Origin of the sequence: Roseomonas aeriglobus, assembly GCA_016937575.1 — a bacterium.
Classification (GTDB): domain Bacteria; phylum Pseudomonadota; class Alphaproteobacteria; order Sphingomonadales; family Sphingomonadaceae; genus Sphingomonas; species Sphingomonas aerigloba.
On record JAFHKN010000002.1, the window covers coordinates 923,505 to 938,936 of the forward strand.

Sequence of the window (15,432 nt, forward strand, 5' to 3'; positions counted from 1 at the left end):
GCCACCCGCACGCTGGCAACCGCTTGCATTTGTCTGACTAAACAGATATCTCAATAGATGTTAATCGTTCCTATTATGTGGGACGAGAATTGACCGGCGACAACAGCCGGACGTTCAGGGATTTTTCGGGAGAGGGGCATGACTGACCGTTTCAACACGCGACGCCGCGGGGCCGTCGCATCGACGTCGTGGATGGCGCTGGGCCTCGTGCTCGCGTTCGGACCGAGCGTCGCCGCCGCACAAACCGTACCGGCCACGCCCCCGACCACCAGCGGCAGCGCCGTCGAAGACGACAGCCAGGCCGAAGAGGTCATCGTCGTCGGCTCGCGCGCCAGCCAGCAGTCCGCCAACCAGCGCAAGAAGGACGCCCGCACCGCGACCGATTCGATCGTCGCGGACGACATCGGCAGCTTCCCCGACCGCAACGTCAACGAAGCCATCAGCCGCGTGCCGGGCGTTGCGCTCAGCCGCAACGAATTCGGTGAAGGCGATGGTGTTGCCATTCGCGGCAACGGCCCGGACCTGACGCGCGTCGAACTGGACGGGATCGGGGTTCAGGGAACGACCAATCTCGCGATCTCGGGGCAGAGCAGCCGCGGCGCCGACCTGCGCGAACTGCCTGCCGACCTGATCAAGAGCGTCGATATCGTGAAGGGCTCGACCGCCGATATGACCGAAGGCGGTCTCGGCGGCACCGTGCAGATCAAGACGCGATCCGGCCTCGACTTCGCCAAGCCGTATTTCTCGTTGCGCGCCGGTGCGCAGGCGAATTCGCTTGGCAAGAAGTGGACGCCCGATTTCAATGGCGTCGCGTCGCGCAAGTTCTTCGGCGACCGCGTCGGCGTGATCGTCAGCGGCAACTATCAGAAGATTCAGAACAACGGCCACAATTACGAAAATACGACCAGCAGCCGGGTTGGCTATGGGCGACTTTTTGATTTCGACCAGTCGCCAGAGAAGACGTTCACCTACAACCCCGCGACCGTCGGCACCGACGCGGCCGACGTTCCGTTCGCCAACAGCACCGCGCCCGACGGTACGACGCTGACCCCACGCGAACTCGTCACGCTGGCCGCGGGGGCCAAGACAAAGGCGGATTGTCTCTCGATCTTCCCGGTGCTGCCGGCGGCAACGGCGAACCAGAGCACGGCGCAGAATGCTGTCCGAACGCAGCGCATTCTTGAGCAGCAGACGTGCCTTAACCAGTGGAACGATTATACGCCGTCGCTGATCCGCAACTTCGTGAACACGCAGACCGACCAGCGCTACGGTGTCGATGCCCGCGTCGATTTCAAGGCCAGCCGGAACCTGACGATCTTCGCCAAGGGGACGATCGCCAATCGCTTGGTCCACGATCAGAACCGTAGCCGCAGTCCGTTGACGATGTTCGGGCAGAACGTCGCCGGAACGTTCGTCGACACGATCAACGCAAATGGGACGGTCACGCGAAACGTGTCGCCGAACGCGCCGGCCGGTTACGCCCTGTTCGATCCGCAATATGGTCTGAGTTCGGTGACTGGCACCGCAAACGCGCCTGGATTCTCGTCGGTTCGACCCGCGTTCGGTCAGGTCCTGAACGTCGTTCCGGGCAGTGTCGTCGTCGATTCGAAGCATAACGTGACGGCAATGACCCTGACGAACAATGCGGTCACAATCGATCAGATCGAAAATACGATCGATAGCAAAACAAAGTATGTCCAGACGGGCGCGGAATGGCGCAGCCGGCGCTTCGATATCGACCTGTTTGCCGGCTATACCCGCGCCGACGCCTCCCGCGGTGACCAGCGCACAAACCGCTCCTACACTTATGGTACCTCGACCATTCGACTCCAGCCGAACGGCCTGTGGGATATCGAACTGCCGGCAGGTTATGATGAGACCAATCCCAGCAACTTCGTGCAGCTGCGTCCGGCGGCCTGCGTATCAGGCGGAACGAACCCGGCAACTTGCGTTGGTCAGAATGCAGTTGCAGCAAGTGCGAATGGCCCAGCGACCCCCGCCTATCTGGTCTCGCAGCTGCCGCTGACGACGCCTAGCTTCAACGTCCAATATTCTCCGCGTCTGGGTATCTCGAGCGAGGCGAATGCAAAGGCCGATTTCACGTTCCGTAGCGACGGGCTGATTCCCTTCATCACTCGTGTCAAGGTCGGCGGCCAGTATCGCAAGAGCCTGATCAAGCGCTGGGATGCCGGCGGATACACCGCGGTCAGCCAGGTCGGGACGTTCGGCCAGCCAGGCTATGTACCCGCGGTTATTGTACCGACCGCCCAAGTCCGCGGCAGTTTCCGCGCGTGCGAACCGACTGCGGGCTCGGCAGCGCCGGGCGGCCTGTCGTGCAACTACGGTTTCGTCCCGAGCACCAATCCTCTCAACGTGCGGTCGGGCGTGGATACGCTCACGCCGGCGGAATTGCGCGCGCTGTTCGAGCGCACGCTGGAGCCGGCCGATTCGGCCTATTTCGGTGACCTGCCCAACCGCGGCAATCTGCCGCCCGCGTGGCAAGGTATTCGCACCGACGAACTGTTCGCCGCGCTCGGTGCGTCGCGGTTCATAAACACCGATTGTCTCATCACGTGCGTCGGCAGCGACGGTAAAACGTATGAGCAGCCGATCCAGCGCGCGGACGAAACGATCAAGAACGTCTATGCGACGTTCGACTTCAACCAGCGTTTGCCCCTCGGCGTTCGCTTCGACGGCAATTTCGGTGTTCGCGGCGTCTTCACGAACCGCAAGACCGGCGGTTTCCAAACGTTGAACATCATTCGCACGACGTCCAGCTACGATCCGAACAATCCGAACGTCGCTACTGGCATCTTCACTCAAAGCTATTCGGGCAATTCGAATTTCAAGGCGAATACGACAGATTGGCTGCCGTCGGCGAACCTCAACTTCTGGGGCTTTAACGATCAGGTGGTGCTGCGTCTGTACGGCGGCAAGACCGTCGCGCAGCCTGCGGTTGATCGCATCATCCCTGGCGGTACGTGCACTGTCTATGACGAGCGCAACCCGGCAGATGAGGATTTTGACTGCACCGGTCGCGTCGGTAACCCGGGTCTAAAGCCATTCACCGCGTGGAACTATAACGCCTCGCTCGAATGGTATGTGAACAAGGACACGCTGCTATCGGCGACTTACGGGACGCTCGACGTTAAGATCGGCCAACCGATCCAGTCCACGCTAACCGGGAGCCCATTCTCGGGAAGCACAGCAACCGATCCGTCCTCGGGTCAACCGCTGTCCGACCTGACCTTCACCTATCCGACCTGGGTCAACGGTCCTGGTTACAAGCGGAGCATCCTCGAATTTCAGGCAAAGACGGCATTCACCTTCCTGCCGTGGATTTTCAAATACACTGGTATCGACGCGAACGTTTCGATCCTCAGTTCGGTCACCTCGGTCGGTCAGCAGGATCCGCTGACGGGCGACATCATGGCACCGCCGAACGAGTCGAAATACTACATCAACACCTCGCTTTGGTATGACGACGGCAAGTTCAACATGCGCGTTGCGTATCAGAAGCGGGCCTCACGGTTTAACTGCATCACCCCATGTGGGTCTAATGTCATCGACATCAATTACCCGGGCGAGCAGTGGACCAACGTCCGTCTGGTGGGTCCGGGCTGGAACCCAGGCGTGCCTCAGTTCATCGACGGCACGTCTTTCATCGATGCGAAGATGTCGTACAACATAACGGACTTTGCGCAGCTGTATGTCGAAGGCCGTAACCTAACACGGACGGCTCAAACACTTTCGACCGGCGGCTACACCGACTTCGCAGACGGTACGCCGAAGATCATGCGTCTTTCCTACGGCGGCTTCCGCGTCCTGATGGGCGGTAGTCTCCGCTTCGGGAACCCACGCGGTCGGCGGTAAGTTGAATTGAGCGGGGCGCTTCGAAAGAGGCGCCCCGCTTCGTTTCGGGAGGGGGCGATGCGGTTGCTATGGGTTGCGCCTGCGCTCATGCTGCTCGGCGGGTGCGTCAAGGACGACACCGCTCCGACCGGCGCCCGCGCCGGCACCAATGCCTGTTTCTGGCCGAGCCAGGTCAGCGGCTTCGGCGACAATGGCCCGGACAAGGCAGTCGTCCGCCTCGGCACGCGCGAGCGGTGGGAGCTGACGCTCTCGCAAGGCTGCCCGGACGTCGATTGGGCGATGAACATCGCGATCCGCGCGCGCGGCGGCCAGGCGATCTGTCCGGGGCGGCCGGCGGAAATCTTCGTGCCCGATGCCTCCGGGCGGGGCGGGCGGACGTGCCTGGTGACGAACGTCCAGAAGCTCCCCGATCAGCCGAACCCGTAGGGCACCACCGGCCGCACATCGGGGTCGATGCTCAGCGTCGTGCCCGCCGGTGGGAAGGCGCGTTGATCGCAGTCGGGGCGGGGACAGATGCGGCAGCTCATGCCGATCGGGGTGGGGGCCTGCGCGGAAAGGCCGTCGGCATAGATGAAGTCCGCCGCATCCGCCTCCTCACACCCCAGCGCCACCGCATAGCGCCGCGGGGGCCGCGCGTAGCTGGCGGACGGCTTCACCAGCCCCTTGGCCATCGAGACATAGCGCGTGCCGTCGGGCATCTCTGCGCGCTGGACCAGGATGCGGTCGGGGATCGCCACCGCCTCGTGCACCACCCATAAGGGGCACGCGCCGCCGAAGCGGGCGAACTGCAGGCGGGTGGCGGAATGCCGCTTGGTGATGTTGCCTGCCATGTCGACGCGCAGGAAGAACAGCGGGATGCCCGCCGCGCCGGGCCGCTGGAGCGTCGACAGGCGGTGGCAGGCCTGTTCGAAACTCACCCCGAACCGCCGCCGCAGCCGGTCGATGTCGTGCCGCAAGCCCACCGCCGCGGCGCGGTAATCGGCATAGGGCATCGTCAGCGCCCCCGCGGCATAGTTGGCGAGGCCGACCGCGAGAAGTCCGCGCGACGCGTCGAACCGCAGGCCCGCGCCGGCGATGGTCGCGGCGATCGCGCCGGCCATCTCCAGCCGGACGAGCGTGTGCGCCAGCAGGAAGGTCAGGCTTTCGGGCGGCAACGCGCCGTCCAGCGCCAGCCGCCGGGCGTCGGCATCATACGCGCGCAACTGTCGCCCACCGGTGTCGACCGTGTCGATCGTCACGCCGTGCCGCTCGCGCAACCGCTCGGCCAGCGCCGCGGTACCCGTGCCGATCTCGCCCGCCAGCCGCTCGCCCGCGCGGTCGAGCGGGTCGATGTAGTTGCCCTCGGCATGGAACCAGTCGCGCACTTCCTCCCATGGCAGGCGGCTGGTGTCGCCGGTGCTCGATCCGACCGTATCGTCGAGCAGGCGCAGTTGTTCCTGACTGCGGCGGTACGCGTCATGCACCGCGACCAGCCGCCGCGCGACCTGCGGCTGCTGCTCGACCGCGCGGCGCAGCACGTCCTCGGCCACCGGCGCGGCGATGCTCGGGTCGCCCCCGGCGGCGGCGGCGGCGACCAGCAAAGGCTCGTCGACACCGGTGATCCCGCCCCAATCGTTCGGATAGGCGCGGGCAAGGGCGAGGAGGACCGCCGGGGTCAACGGGCGATCGTTGCTCTCGATCTGCGAGAGATAGGGGACCGAGATGCCGAGCGTCGCGGCCAGCTGCGCCTGGCTCGCGCCGACCTTGGTGCGAAGGCTGCGGACTTCGGGGCCGGCGAACAGGCGGCGTTTGACGATCGGCATGTCTCAGATACGCGAACCCATAGGCAGTTTGCAAATGCGCCGCGCATGATTTTGCAACATTGCATTTGCCTCGCCGCCCGGCTCCAACCAGAGGGAGGCCATAGAAGGAGCGCGCATGTCGTCGACCATCGAGGAACTCGAACGCCGCCGTGACGCCGCCCGCTTGGGCGGTGGCGAGAAGCGGATCGCCGCCCAGCACGCCAAGGGCAAGCTGACCGCGCGCGAGCGCTTGGACGTGCTGCTCGACCACGGCAGCTTCGAAGAACTCGACATGTTCGTCGAACACAATTGCGTCGACTTCGGGATGGAGGCGCAGACCGTGCCCGGCGACGGCGTCGTCACCGGCAGCGGCACGATCAACGGCCGGCTGGTCTTCGTCTTCAGCCAGGACTTCACCGTCTTCGGCGGCTCGCTCAGCGAGCGCCATGCGGAGAAGATCTGCAAGATCATGGACATGGCGATGAAGGTCGGTGCGCCCGTCATCGGCCTGAACGATTCGGGCGGCGCCCGCATCCAGGAGGGTGTCGCTAGCCTCGGCGGCTATGCCGAAGTGTTCCAGCGCAACGTGCTTGCCTCCGGCGTCGTACCCCAGCTCAGCCTCATCATGGGGCCGTGCGCAGGCGGCGCCGTCTATTCCCCCGCGATGACCGACTTCATCTTCATGGTGAAGGATTCGTCGTACATGTTCGTCACCGGGCCCGATGTAGTGAAGACCGTTACCAACGAGATCGTCACGCAGGAGGATTTGGGCGGAGCGGTGACGCATACCACGAAGTCGGGGGTGGCTGACGTAGCCTTCGACAATGACATCGAGGCGCTGCTCGCGGCCCGCGACTTCGTGGACTTCCTTCCCGCCTCGAACCGCGAGGCCCCTCCGGTGCGGCCGACCGACGACCCCTGGGACCGGACGATCGACAGCCTCGACACGCTGATCCCGGCGAGCGCCAACCAGCCGTACGACATGCACGAGCTGATCCGGAAGGTCGTCGACGAAGCCGACTTTTTCGAGGTTCAGCCGGCGCATGCCGCCAACATCATCTGCGGCTTCGGCCGGATCGAAGGGCACACCGTCGGGATCGTCGCCAACCAGCCGATGGTGCTGGCCGGCGTGCTCGACATCGCGTCGTCGAAGAAGGCGGCGCGGTTCGTGCGCTTCTGCGACGCGTTCGAAATCCCGATCGTCACCTTCGTCGACGTCCCCGGCTTCCTGCCCGGCGTCGCGCAGGAGCATTCGGGCATCATCAAGCACGGCGCCAAGCTGCTCTACGCCTATGCCGAAGCGACCGTGCCGAAGCTGACCGTCATCACCCGCAAGGCCTATGGCGGCGCCTACGACGTCATGGCGTCGAAGCACCTTCGCGGCGACCTCAACTACGCCTGGCCGACCGCCGAGATCGCGGTGATGGGTGCGAAGGGCGCGGTGGAGATCATCTTCCGTGGGCGTACGCCCGAGGAAATCGCCGAGCGCACCGCCCAGTACGAGGCACGCTTCGCCAACCCGTTCGTGGCGGCGTCGAAGGGATTCATCGACGAAGTCATCATGCCGCACTCGACGCGGCGGCGGATCGCGTTGGGGTTACGAAAGCTGCGGGGGAAGAGCCTGGAGAACCCGTGGAAGAAGCACGATAACATCCCGTTGTGAGCACCCTGCCTGCACATTATAATGACATGTGAAGGAGAGTGCCGATGCGAACCGAACGTGTGACCTTTCTGACCAGTCCCGACCACAAGGCCGCCTTGGAAGCCTTTGCGGCAAGCAGCGGCATGTCCACCGGCCATGTCGTCCGCGAGGCGACCAGCCGGTACATCATGGAGAGCGGCGAGGAGGGCGAGGCTGAGCTCGCCGCGCTGGTGCGCGAGTTGAACGAAGCCGTGCCGAAGATGCGCGCCGATATCGCCGAGGCCATCGCGAGCATGGAGCACGCGAACGCCGTCGTCGATGCCGTGCTGGCCGGTGAGACGCGCGCGTGAGCATGGTGGGCGATACCATCAAGGCGATCCGTAACGTCCTGTTGTTGCAGGAGGACGTGAAGCAGCTGAAGGAGCTCGCCCAGACGCAGAGCGGCCGGCTCGCCGCACTGGCGGAGGCGCACGCCAACTTGCGCGACCGGGTCAGCCGCATCGAAGGCTTTCTCGATGGGGCCGCCGCGGCGTCAGGGCGGAGCGGCCCGCCAAGGATCGAGGGATGACGCAGATGATCCTCGGTCGCCTGAACCACATCGGCGTCGCGACGCCGTCGATCGACGACAGCATCGCCTTCTACCGCGACGTAATGGGTGCGACGGCGATCGGCGAACCCTTCGACCTGCCCGCGCAGGGCGTGCGGGTGTGCTTCGTCGACACCCCGAACACGCAGATCGAGCTGATCGAGCCGCTGGGCGATACCTCACCGATCCGCGCGTTTCTCGAGAAGAACCCGGCCGGGGGGCAGCACCACCTCTGCTACGAAGTGCCGGACATTCACGAAGCGCTGGCGTGGTTCCGGGGGAAGGGTGCGCGCGTGCTCGGCGAGCCGCGGACGGGGGCGCATGGGACGCCGATCTTCTTCGTCCATCCGCGCGACATGGGCGGGGTGCTGACCGAGATCATGGAGAGCCCGCGTGAGCAGCATTGACAGAAACTCCCTCTCCCGCCGGGAGAGGGAAGGGGCCCGCCGCGTAGCGGTGGGAAGGGTGAGGGCGAGCCGGTGCTCCGTCACCCTCACCCTTCCGCAGCTGTGCTGCTCCCTCCCTCTCCCAATGGGAGAGGGATTGTGACCGACAAGACCCTCACCGACTGGCAGACCGCCGCCGCCCGCGAAGTGAAAGGCCGCGATCTCACCTGGCACACCCCGGAGGGGATCGCCGTCAAGCCGCTCTACACGGCCGAGGACGTGACCGCCGACCCCGGCCTGCCCGGCTTCGCGCCCTTCACCCGCGGCGTGCGTGCGTCGATGTATGCCGGGCGCCCTTGGACGATCCGCCAATACGCCGGCTTCTCGACCGCCGAGGAATCGAACGCCTTCTACCGCCGCAACCTCGCCGCCGGACAAAAGGGGCTGAGCGTCGCCTTCGACCTCGCCACCCATCGGGGTTACGACAGCGACCACCCGCGCGTGCGCGGCGACGTCGGCAAGGCGGGCGTCGCGATCGACAGCGTCGAGGACATGAAGATCCTGTTCGACGGCATTCCCTTGGGCGAAATGTCGGTCAGCATGACGATGAACGGCGCGGTCATCCCGATCCTCGCCTTCTTCATCGTCGCGGGCGAGGAACAGGGCGTCCCTCAGGAAAAGCTGGACGGCACGATCCAGAACGACATCCTGAAGGAGTTCATGGTCCGGAATACGTACATCTACCCGCCCGAACCGTCGATGCGGATCATCTCCGACATCTTCGCCTACACCTCGGCCAACATGCCGAAGTTCAACAGCATTTCGATCTCCGGCTATCACATGCAGGAGGCCGGCGCGACGCAGGTGCAGGAACTGGCCTTCACCATCGCCGACGGCATCGAATATGTGAAATACGGCAAGGCGTCGGGCCTGGACATCGACACATTCGCCGGTCGCCTCAGCTTCTTCTTCGCGATCGGCATGAACTTCTTCATGGAAGTCGCCAAGTTGCGCGCCGCGCGCGTGCTGTGGCACCGGGCGATGACGAAGCTGGGGGCGCAGGACGAACGCTCCAAGATGCTGCGCACGCATTGCCAGACGTCGGGCGTGTCGTTGCAGGAGCAGGACCCCTACAACAACGTCATCCGCACGACGATCGAGGCGATGGCGGCGATGCTGGGCGGGACCCAGAGCCTCCACACCAACGCGCTCGACGAAGCCATCGCGCTCCCGACCGACTTCTCCGCGCGCATCGCCCGCAACACCCAGCTGGTGATCCAGGAAGAGACGGGGATGACCAAGGTCGTCGATCCGCTGGGCGGCAGCTATTACGTCGAGGCGCTGACCACCGAACTGGTCGACCGCGCGCAGGAGATCATCGACCGGGTCGAGGCCGAAGGCGGCATGGCCAAGGCGGTCGCCGCCGGCTGGCCCAAGGCGATGATCGAGGAAGCCTCCGCCGCCCGCCAGGCCCGCGTCGACCGCGGCGAGGAAGTGATCGTCGGGGTCAACAAGTACAAGCCGGCAAAGGACGAGGAGATCGAGATCCTCGCCATCGACAACCATGCGGTGCGCGAGGCGCAGGTGGCGCGCTTGAAGCGTGTCCGCGAAACCCGCGACGAAGCGGCCTGCATGGCTGCGCTGGGCGCGCTGCGCGAAGCGGCCGCCAATCCTCCCCTGAAAGGGGAGGTGGCATCGCGCAGCGATGACGGAGGGGGGTCACCCTCTGCGGACCGGGACACCCCTCCGTCAGGCCTTCGGCCTGCCACCTCCCCCGCAGGGGGAGGATTGGATGGGAATCTCCTCGCCCTCGCCGTCATCGCCGCTCGCGCCCGCGCGACCCTAGGCGAAATCTCCGCCGCGATGGAGGCGGGCTTCGGTCGCCACGAAACCGTCCCCACGCCGGTCAAGGGCATCTACGCCGGCGCCTTTGACAACGACGCGCGGTGGGCGCGTCTGCAGGACGGCGTCATCGCCACCGAACGCCGCCTCGGCCGCCGCCCTCGCATGCTCGTCGCCAAGATGGGTCAGGACGGCCACGATCGGGGCGCGAACCTGGTCAGCAGCATGTTCGGCGACCTTGGGTTCGAGATCGTGCCGGGTCCGCTGTTCCAGACGCCCGAGGAAGCCGCCCAACTCGCGATCAGCAAGGATGTGGACGTCGTCGGCGCCTCCAGCCTCGCCGCCGGACACCTGACGCTGATCCCAGAGCTGATCGGTCATCTGAAGGACGCTGGTCGATCCGACATCCGCGTCATCGCCGGCGGGGTCATTCCGCAGCAGGACTATCAGGCGCTGCGCGACGCGGGCGTCCAGGCCATTTTTGGCCCGGGCACCAATCTGATCGCGGCTGCGGAGGAAGTGCTGCGCCTGCTCGGCCACAATATGGCGCCCGAAGGCGAGGCCGCCTGATGGCGCTCGGCTGGTCGGTCGAGGATCTGGTGCCCGCCGCGCGCGGGGGCGGGGCGTTGCGCATGGGGCTCAAGCGCCTCACGCCCGACGCCTGGCTGCATGCCGATCCCGACACGGCCACGCGGGGCGCGGCCTTCGACGCGCATCCCGACAGCGTCCAATCGCTGCCCTGGGCGGCAGGGGCGGAAGCCGAGGCCGCCGAGATGATCGGTAGCGATGGCAAGGACTTGGCGAGCGCCGCACGCACGGTGTGGGAAGACCTCTGCCTCGTCCAGACCCCGCCGCGGGGCGGCGCGCCGGTCCTGTCGGCGGGTGCCGTCGCGTTCCCGACCGACTGGCGGCTGGCCGACAAGCTCGGGCAGCCGCTCGCCGCCGTGCATGCCCCGATCCACGGCTATGCCGAGCAATTGTCGGCGGGTGTCGACCATTTCATCGCGACATTGGCGCCGGACATGATCTTCGGCCGCGCCAATTGGTTCGTCGTCGCCTCCGCCGACTGGCGCTATCTGCCGCAGGGCGACCCCGCGACTCGCTTCGCCCACGTCACCGCCGATAACGCCGGCGAAACCCTGTTCGTCCGCAGCGAACGCCAGACGCTCCGCCGCCTGCCGCGCACCGGCGCGGTCCTGTTCACGATCGGCGTGTACGTCCGCCCGCTCGCCGCGCTGTCGGACGCGGTCGTCGGCCGGGTCGCGGCGTCGGTCGCCGGCGTCGGCAGCGGCGAGCATGAACGCCGTGCGGCACCGCACTATGCCGCGGCGCTGGCCGCCTATGCGGCGACGCGTACGATGGGGGTGGCGGCATGATCGAGGACGAAAGCGACGTGGGTGGAGAAGCGCCGTTCCCGCGCTCCTACGACTCGTTCAAACATATTACGGGTATCGCCTTGTTATCGCTCGGCGGCGTCTTTGCCTTTGCCGATGGTGACGGGATGCGCTTCGCTCGCGGCCAGCTGATCGTCATCTTCGCGTTTCTCATGATCGCGCTCGTCGCCAGCGTGCTGATGGTCGGGCACCTCGCGTCGCTGGAGGTGAAGGCCGAACCGAGTGACAAGACGGTGCGGACTATCCGTGTCGCGTCGATCATCGTCGGGGCCTCGTTGTCCGGTGGCCTGGGCGGCTTCACCTACAATTTCATCGCGGCGCTTTTCAAATGATCGACGAGACAAACGTCGGCATCGACCCGCGCGATCAGGCAGACGACGTCCGCTACGGCGAGACGCTGTTGTACGACTATGCGAAGTTCGTGACGACGCTGTCGCTCATCGTGCTGGGCGCGGTGCTGACGCTGAGCAGCACGACGGGCGGCAAGACGCTGCGGACCGACATGCTGATCCTCGTGGTGGCCGCTGTCTCGGCTGGCGGCACCACGGCGCTTTCGGTGGCGAACGCGATCATCGACGCGCGGGTCGCCGGGCGTGCGCCGTCGCGGCATCTTCGTAAGGCGATGAAGCTTGGGATGGGCCTGCTCGGCTTGGGCGTCGGCGGCTTCATCGTGATATGGATGGAACTGCTGCAATGACCCGGACCGACTGGACCCGCGACGAAATCGCCGCGCTGTTCGATTTGCCGTTCACCAGTCTGGTCTTCCGGGCGGCCGAGGTCCACCGCGCGCATCACGCCGCGGACGAGGTCCAGCTGTCGACGCTGCTCAGCATCAAGACCGGCGGCTGTCCCGAGGACTGCGGCTATTGCAGCCAGTCGGTTCATGCGGAAACGGGCCTGAAGGCGACCAAGTTGATGGATGTCCAGGCCGTGCTACAGGCCGCGGCACAGGCGAAGGATCACGGCTCGACGCGCTTCTGCATGGGTGCCGCCTGGCGCAACCCCAAGGACCGCGACATGGACGCGATCGTGGCGATGGTCGAGGGCGTCCGCGGCATGGGGCTGGAAACCTGCATGACGCTCGGCATGCTGACTCCCGCCCAGGCCGATCGGCTCGGTCGCGCGGGGCTCGATTACTACAATCACAACATCGACACCTCGCCCGAACGCTATTCCTCGGTCATCACGACAAGAAACTTCGACGAGCGATTGAAAACGCTGGATAATGTCCGCTCCGCCGGCATCAATGTCTGTTGCGGCGGCATCGTCGGTATGGGTGAGGATCGAGAAGATCGGGTGGGCTTCCTCCACGCGCTGGCGACCCTGCCCGAACACCCAGGATCGGTCCCGATCAACGCACTGGTGCCGGTGAAGGGCACCGTGCTCGGCGACATGCTGGCCGACACGCCGATGGCCAAACTCGACGACATCGAATTCGTCCGCACCGTCGCCGTCGCCCGCATCGCGATGCCCGAGAGCATGGTCCGCCTGTCCGCCGGCCGCGAGAGTATGTCAGAAGCGACCCAGGCCTTGTGCTTCTTGGCCGGCGCCAACTCGATCTTCACCGGCGACAAATTGCTGACCGCCGGCAACGCCGGTGACGACGCCGATGCGGCGCTGTTCGCGAAGCTAGGGTTGACGCCGATGGCGGCGGAATGCCGGATGGCGGAGGCGGCGGAGTGAAAATTCGGCGCCTGTCGATAGGATTTGCAATTTTCTCGGCTGTCTACTGGCAGCTGTTTAACGGTGTCGCGCAGATCGTCAACGGTTTCCGCGGGCCGTTCTGGCAGGTGCAGCTTGCGTACACCGTGCCCGCAATTCTGTACGCGATCCTATGCTTGTTCGTTTTTCGGCGCGTTGCGCGGCGCGCCTACCTCGCTGCAAAACAGACTGGTGATAACTGATGTTCAAGAAAATCCTGGTCGCCAATCGTGGCGAGATCGCCTGCCGCGTCTTCCGCACCGCCAAGCGGATGGGGATCGCGACCGTCGCGGTCTATTCGGATGCCGATGCGCGCAGCCCCCACGTCCTGATGGCGGATGAAGCGGTGCGGCTCGGGCCGGCGCCGGCGGCGGAGAGCTATCTGAAGGCCGAACTGATCCTGGAGGCGGCGCGCGCGACGGGGGCGGATTGTATCCACCCCGGCTACGGTTTCCTGTCCGAACGCGAGAGCTTTGCGCGGGCGTGTGCCGATGCCGGCATCGCCTTCGTTGGCCCGCCGCCGAACGCCATCGCGGCGATGGGCGACAAGATCGAGTCGAAGAAGCTGGCAAAGGAGGCGGGGGTCAACGTCGTCCCCGGCTATCTGGGCGAGATCGCCGACACCGACGAAGCGGTGCGGATCGCGTCGGACATCGGCTATCCGGTGATGATGAAGGCCTCGGCCGGCGGCGGCGGCAAGGGCATGCGGCTGGCGTGGTCCGAACAGGACGTGCGCGAAGGCTTCGAAGCGACGAAGCGCGAGGGGCTGGCGAGCTTCGGCGACGACCGCGTGTTCATCGAGAAGTTCATCGAAAGCCCGCGACACATCGAGATCCAGGTGCTGGGCGACCAGCACGGGAACATCCTGTACCTCGGCGAGCGCGAATGCTCGATCCAGCGGCGCCACCAGAAGGTGGTCGAGGAAGCGCCGTCGCCTTTCGTGTCGCCTGAGATGCGGCGCAAGATGGGCGAGCAGGCCGTCGCGCTGGCGCGGGCGGTGGGCTATTACAGCGCGGGCACGGTCGAACTGATCGTGTCGGGTGCGGATACGACCGGCGACGCCTTCTACTTCCTGGAGATGAACACGCGCCTTCAGGTCGAGCATCCGGTGACCGAGGCGGTGACCGGCATCGATCTGGTCGAGCAGATGATCCGCGTCGCGGCCGGCGAACGGCTTGCGTTCGCGCAGGACGACATCCGGTTGAACGGCTGGGCGATCGAAAACCGGGTGTACGCCGAAGACCCGTATCGCGGATTCCTGCCGTCGACCGGGCGCCTTGTCGCCTATCGTCCGCCAGCGGCGACCGAGACGCCGTACGGCACGCATGACGTCGATGCGCCCGCCTACACCCGCGTCGACGACGGCGTGCGCGAGGGTGGCGAGGTCAGCATGTTCTACGACCCGATGATTGCGAAGCTCGTCACTTGGGCGCCGACGCGCGATGCCGCCGCCGACGCGCAGATCGCGGCGCTCGACGCGTTCCGGATCGACGGGATCGGTCACAACATCGATTTCCTGTCCGCGATCATGCAGCACCCGCGCTTTCGCTCGGGCGAACTGACGACGGGGTTCATCGCCGAGGAATATCCCGAAGGCTTCCAGGGTGCGCCCGCAGCCGATGGGCTGACGCATCGCCTCGCTGCGCTCGCCGCGACGATCGCGCATGCGACGGCAACGCGGGCCGGCACGATCAGCGGTCAGCTGGGCGGGCAGCAGCCGGCGCCGCTCGAATGGGTGGTCCGCATCGACGGTCAGGACTTTGCGGTCGACCTGACCGATGCCGACGAGACGATCCTGGTTGATGGCCGGCCCACGGCCATCCGACATGACTATCGCCACGGCAATCGCACGGTTCACGCGTTGATCGATGGCGAGGTGTTGGCGGCGCAGGTCACGCGGACGCGGGCCGGCTATCGCCTGACGGCACGCGGCGCGACGCGGGAGGCTCGTGTGCTGCCCGCGCATGTCGCGGCGCTGGCCGTGCACATGATCGAAAAGGTGCCGCCCGACACGTCCAAGCTGTTGCTGGCACCGATGCCGGGTCTGCTCACCCGAGTCGATGTGGCTGTCGGCGACACGGTCGAGGCAGGCCAGCCGGTCGCGGTCATGGAGGCGATGAAAATGGAAAACATCCTACGCGCCGAAAAATCGGGCACGGTGAAGGCGGTCAACTTCGCGTCGGGCGACAGCGTGGTCGTCGACGCCGCCATCGTCGAGTTCGAATAG

Annotated in this window: 14 protein-coding genes; 13 read left to right on the top strand and 1 reads right to left on the bottom strand. The window is 65.7% G+C overall.

All coding sequences use genetic code 11. The features are described 5' to 3' along the window. Positions 1-138 precede the first annotated feature (138 nt). Together JW805_04900 and JW805_04905 are read left to right on the top strand one after the other, a co-directional pair. Complete coding sequence (locus tag JW805_04900; protein MBN2971353.1) at positions 139-3,873, top strand: TonB-dependent receptor; 3,735 nt, start codon at positions 139-141, stop codon at positions 3,871-3,873. A gap of 57 nt (positions 3,874-3,930) precedes the next feature. Continuing rightward, entirely contained in the window at positions 3,931-4,299 is a 369-nt protein-coding gene (locus JW805_04905) for a hypothetical protein (GenBank protein MBN2971354.1), read from the top strand. On the opposite strand, the gene JW805_04910 is transcribed toward JW805_04905, so the two are convergent. After that, a complete protein-coding gene (locus JW805_04910) occupies positions 4,284-5,675 on the bottom strand; it encodes a DUF2083 domain-containing protein (GenBank protein ID MBN2971355.1) in 1,392 nt (463 codons plus the stop codon). The two genes, JW805_04905 and JW805_04910, sit on opposite strands and share 16 nt — an antisense overlap. Before the next feature lie 115 nt (positions 5,676-5,790). Between JW805_04910 and JW805_04915 the strand changes: the two genes are divergently transcribed. The 11 genes from JW805_04915 (at position 5,791) to JW805_04965 (ending at position 15,432) form a co-directional block, all read left to right on the top strand. Beyond that, positions 5,791-7,317 carry an acyl-CoA carboxylase subunit beta gene (locus JW805_04915; protein ID MBN2971356.1) on the top strand — a complete coding sequence of 509 codons (1,527 nt, stop codon included), beginning with the start codon at positions 5,791-5,793 and terminating at the stop codon, positions 7,315-7,317. Positions 7,318-7,361: 44 nt separating this feature from the next. Further along, positions 7,362-7,646 carry a hypothetical protein gene (locus JW805_04920; GenBank protein ID MBN2971357.1) on the top strand — a complete coding sequence of 95 codons (285 nt, stop codon included), beginning with the start codon at positions 7,362-7,364 and terminating at the stop codon, positions 7,644-7,646. Further along, on the top strand, positions 7,643-7,864 hold the full coding sequence (locus JW805_04925; GenBank protein MBN2971358.1) for a hypothetical protein: 222 nt from the start codon (positions 7,643-7,645) through the stop codon (positions 7,862-7,864). The genes JW805_04920 and JW805_04925 overlap by 4 nt, the downstream gene beginning before the upstream one ends. An 8-nt stretch (positions 7,865-7,872) precedes the next feature. Next, positions 7,873-8,289 carry a methylmalonyl-CoA epimerase gene (gene mce, locus JW805_04930; GenBank protein ID MBN2971359.1) on the top strand — a complete coding sequence of 139 codons (417 nt, stop codon included), beginning with the start codon at positions 7,873-7,875 and terminating at the stop codon, positions 8,287-8,289. 138 nt (positions 8,290-8,427) lie between these two features. Further along, the gene (gene scpA / locus JW805_04935) at positions 8,428-10,680 is read left to right on the top strand and encodes a methylmalonyl-CoA mutase (GenBank protein MBN2971360.1); all 2,253 of its coding nucleotides are present in this window, start codon (positions 8,428-8,430) and stop codon (positions 10,678-10,680) included. Continuing rightward, positions 10,680-11,486 carry a DUF3445 domain-containing protein gene (locus JW805_04940; protein ID MBN2971361.1) on the top strand — a complete coding sequence of 269 codons (807 nt, stop codon included), beginning with the start codon at positions 10,680-10,682 and terminating at the stop codon, positions 11,484-11,486. Before scpA ends, JW805_04940 begins: the two co-directional genes overlap by 1 nt. Continuing rightward, positions 11,483-11,836 (top strand): hypothetical protein, encoded by a 354-nt coding sequence (locus tag JW805_04945; protein MBN2971362.1) that lies wholly within the window; start codon positions 11,483-11,485, stop codon positions 11,834-11,836. Before JW805_04940 ends, JW805_04945 begins: the two co-directional genes overlap by 4 nt. Further along, on the top strand, positions 11,833-12,201 hold the full coding sequence (locus tag JW805_04950) for a hypothetical protein (protein ID MBN2971363.1): 369 nt from the start codon (positions 11,833-11,835) through the stop codon (positions 12,199-12,201). The genes JW805_04945 and JW805_04950 overlap by 4 nt, the downstream gene beginning before the upstream one ends. Then, complete coding sequence (gene bioB, locus JW805_04955; GenBank protein MBN2971364.1) at positions 12,180-13,187, top strand: biotin synthase BioB; 1,008 nt, start codon at positions 12,180-12,182, stop codon at positions 13,185-13,187. The genes JW805_04950 and bioB overlap by 22 nt, the downstream gene beginning before the upstream one ends. Continuing rightward, positions 13,184-13,408 carry a hypothetical protein gene (locus JW805_04960; protein MBN2971365.1) on the top strand — a complete coding sequence of 75 codons (225 nt, stop codon included), beginning with the start codon at positions 13,184-13,186 and terminating at the stop codon, positions 13,406-13,408. Before bioB ends, JW805_04960 begins: the two co-directional genes overlap by 4 nt. Next, complete coding sequence (locus JW805_04965; protein MBN2971366.1) at positions 13,408-15,432, top strand: acetyl/propionyl/methylcrotonyl-CoA carboxylase subunit alpha; 2,025 nt, start codon at positions 13,408-13,410, stop codon at positions 15,430-15,432. Before JW805_04960 ends, JW805_04965 begins: the two co-directional genes overlap by 1 nt.

Coding starts and splice junctions, on each gene's coding strand:
- JW805_04900 (MBN2971353.1), top strand. CDS start 139: ATGACTGACCGTTTCAACACGCGACGCCGCGGGGCCGTCGCATCGACG.
- JW805_04905 (MBN2971354.1), top strand. CDS start 3,931: ATGCGGTTGCTATGGGTTGCGCCTGCGCTCATGCTGCTCGGCGGGTGC.
- JW805_04910 (MBN2971355.1), bottom strand. CDS start 5,675: ATGCCGATCGTCAAACGCCGCCTGTTCGCCGGCCCCGAAGTCCGCAGC.
- JW805_04915 (MBN2971356.1), top strand. CDS start 5,791: ATGTCGTCGACCATCGAGGAACTCGAACGCCGCCGTGACGCCGCCCGC.
- JW805_04920 (MBN2971357.1), top strand. CDS start 7,362: ATGCGAACCGAACGTGTGACCTTTCTGACCAGTCCCGACCACAAGGCC.
- JW805_04940 (MBN2971361.1), top strand. CDS start 10,680: ATGGCGCTCGGCTGGTCGGTCGAGGATCTGGTGCCCGCCGCGCGCGGG.
- JW805_04945 (MBN2971362.1), top strand. CDS start 11,483: ATGATCGAGGACGAAAGCGACGTGGGTGGAGAAGCGCCGTTCCCGCGC.
- JW805_04950 (MBN2971363.1), top strand. CDS start 11,833: ATGATCGACGAGACAAACGTCGGCATCGACCCGCGCGATCAGGCAGAC.
- bioB (MBN2971364.1), top strand. CDS start 12,180: ATGGATGGAACTGCTGCAATGACCCGGACCGACTGGACCCGCGACGAA.
- JW805_04965 (MBN2971366.1), top strand. CDS start 13,408: ATGTTCAAGAAAATCCTGGTCGCCAATCGTGGCGAGATCGCCTGCCGC.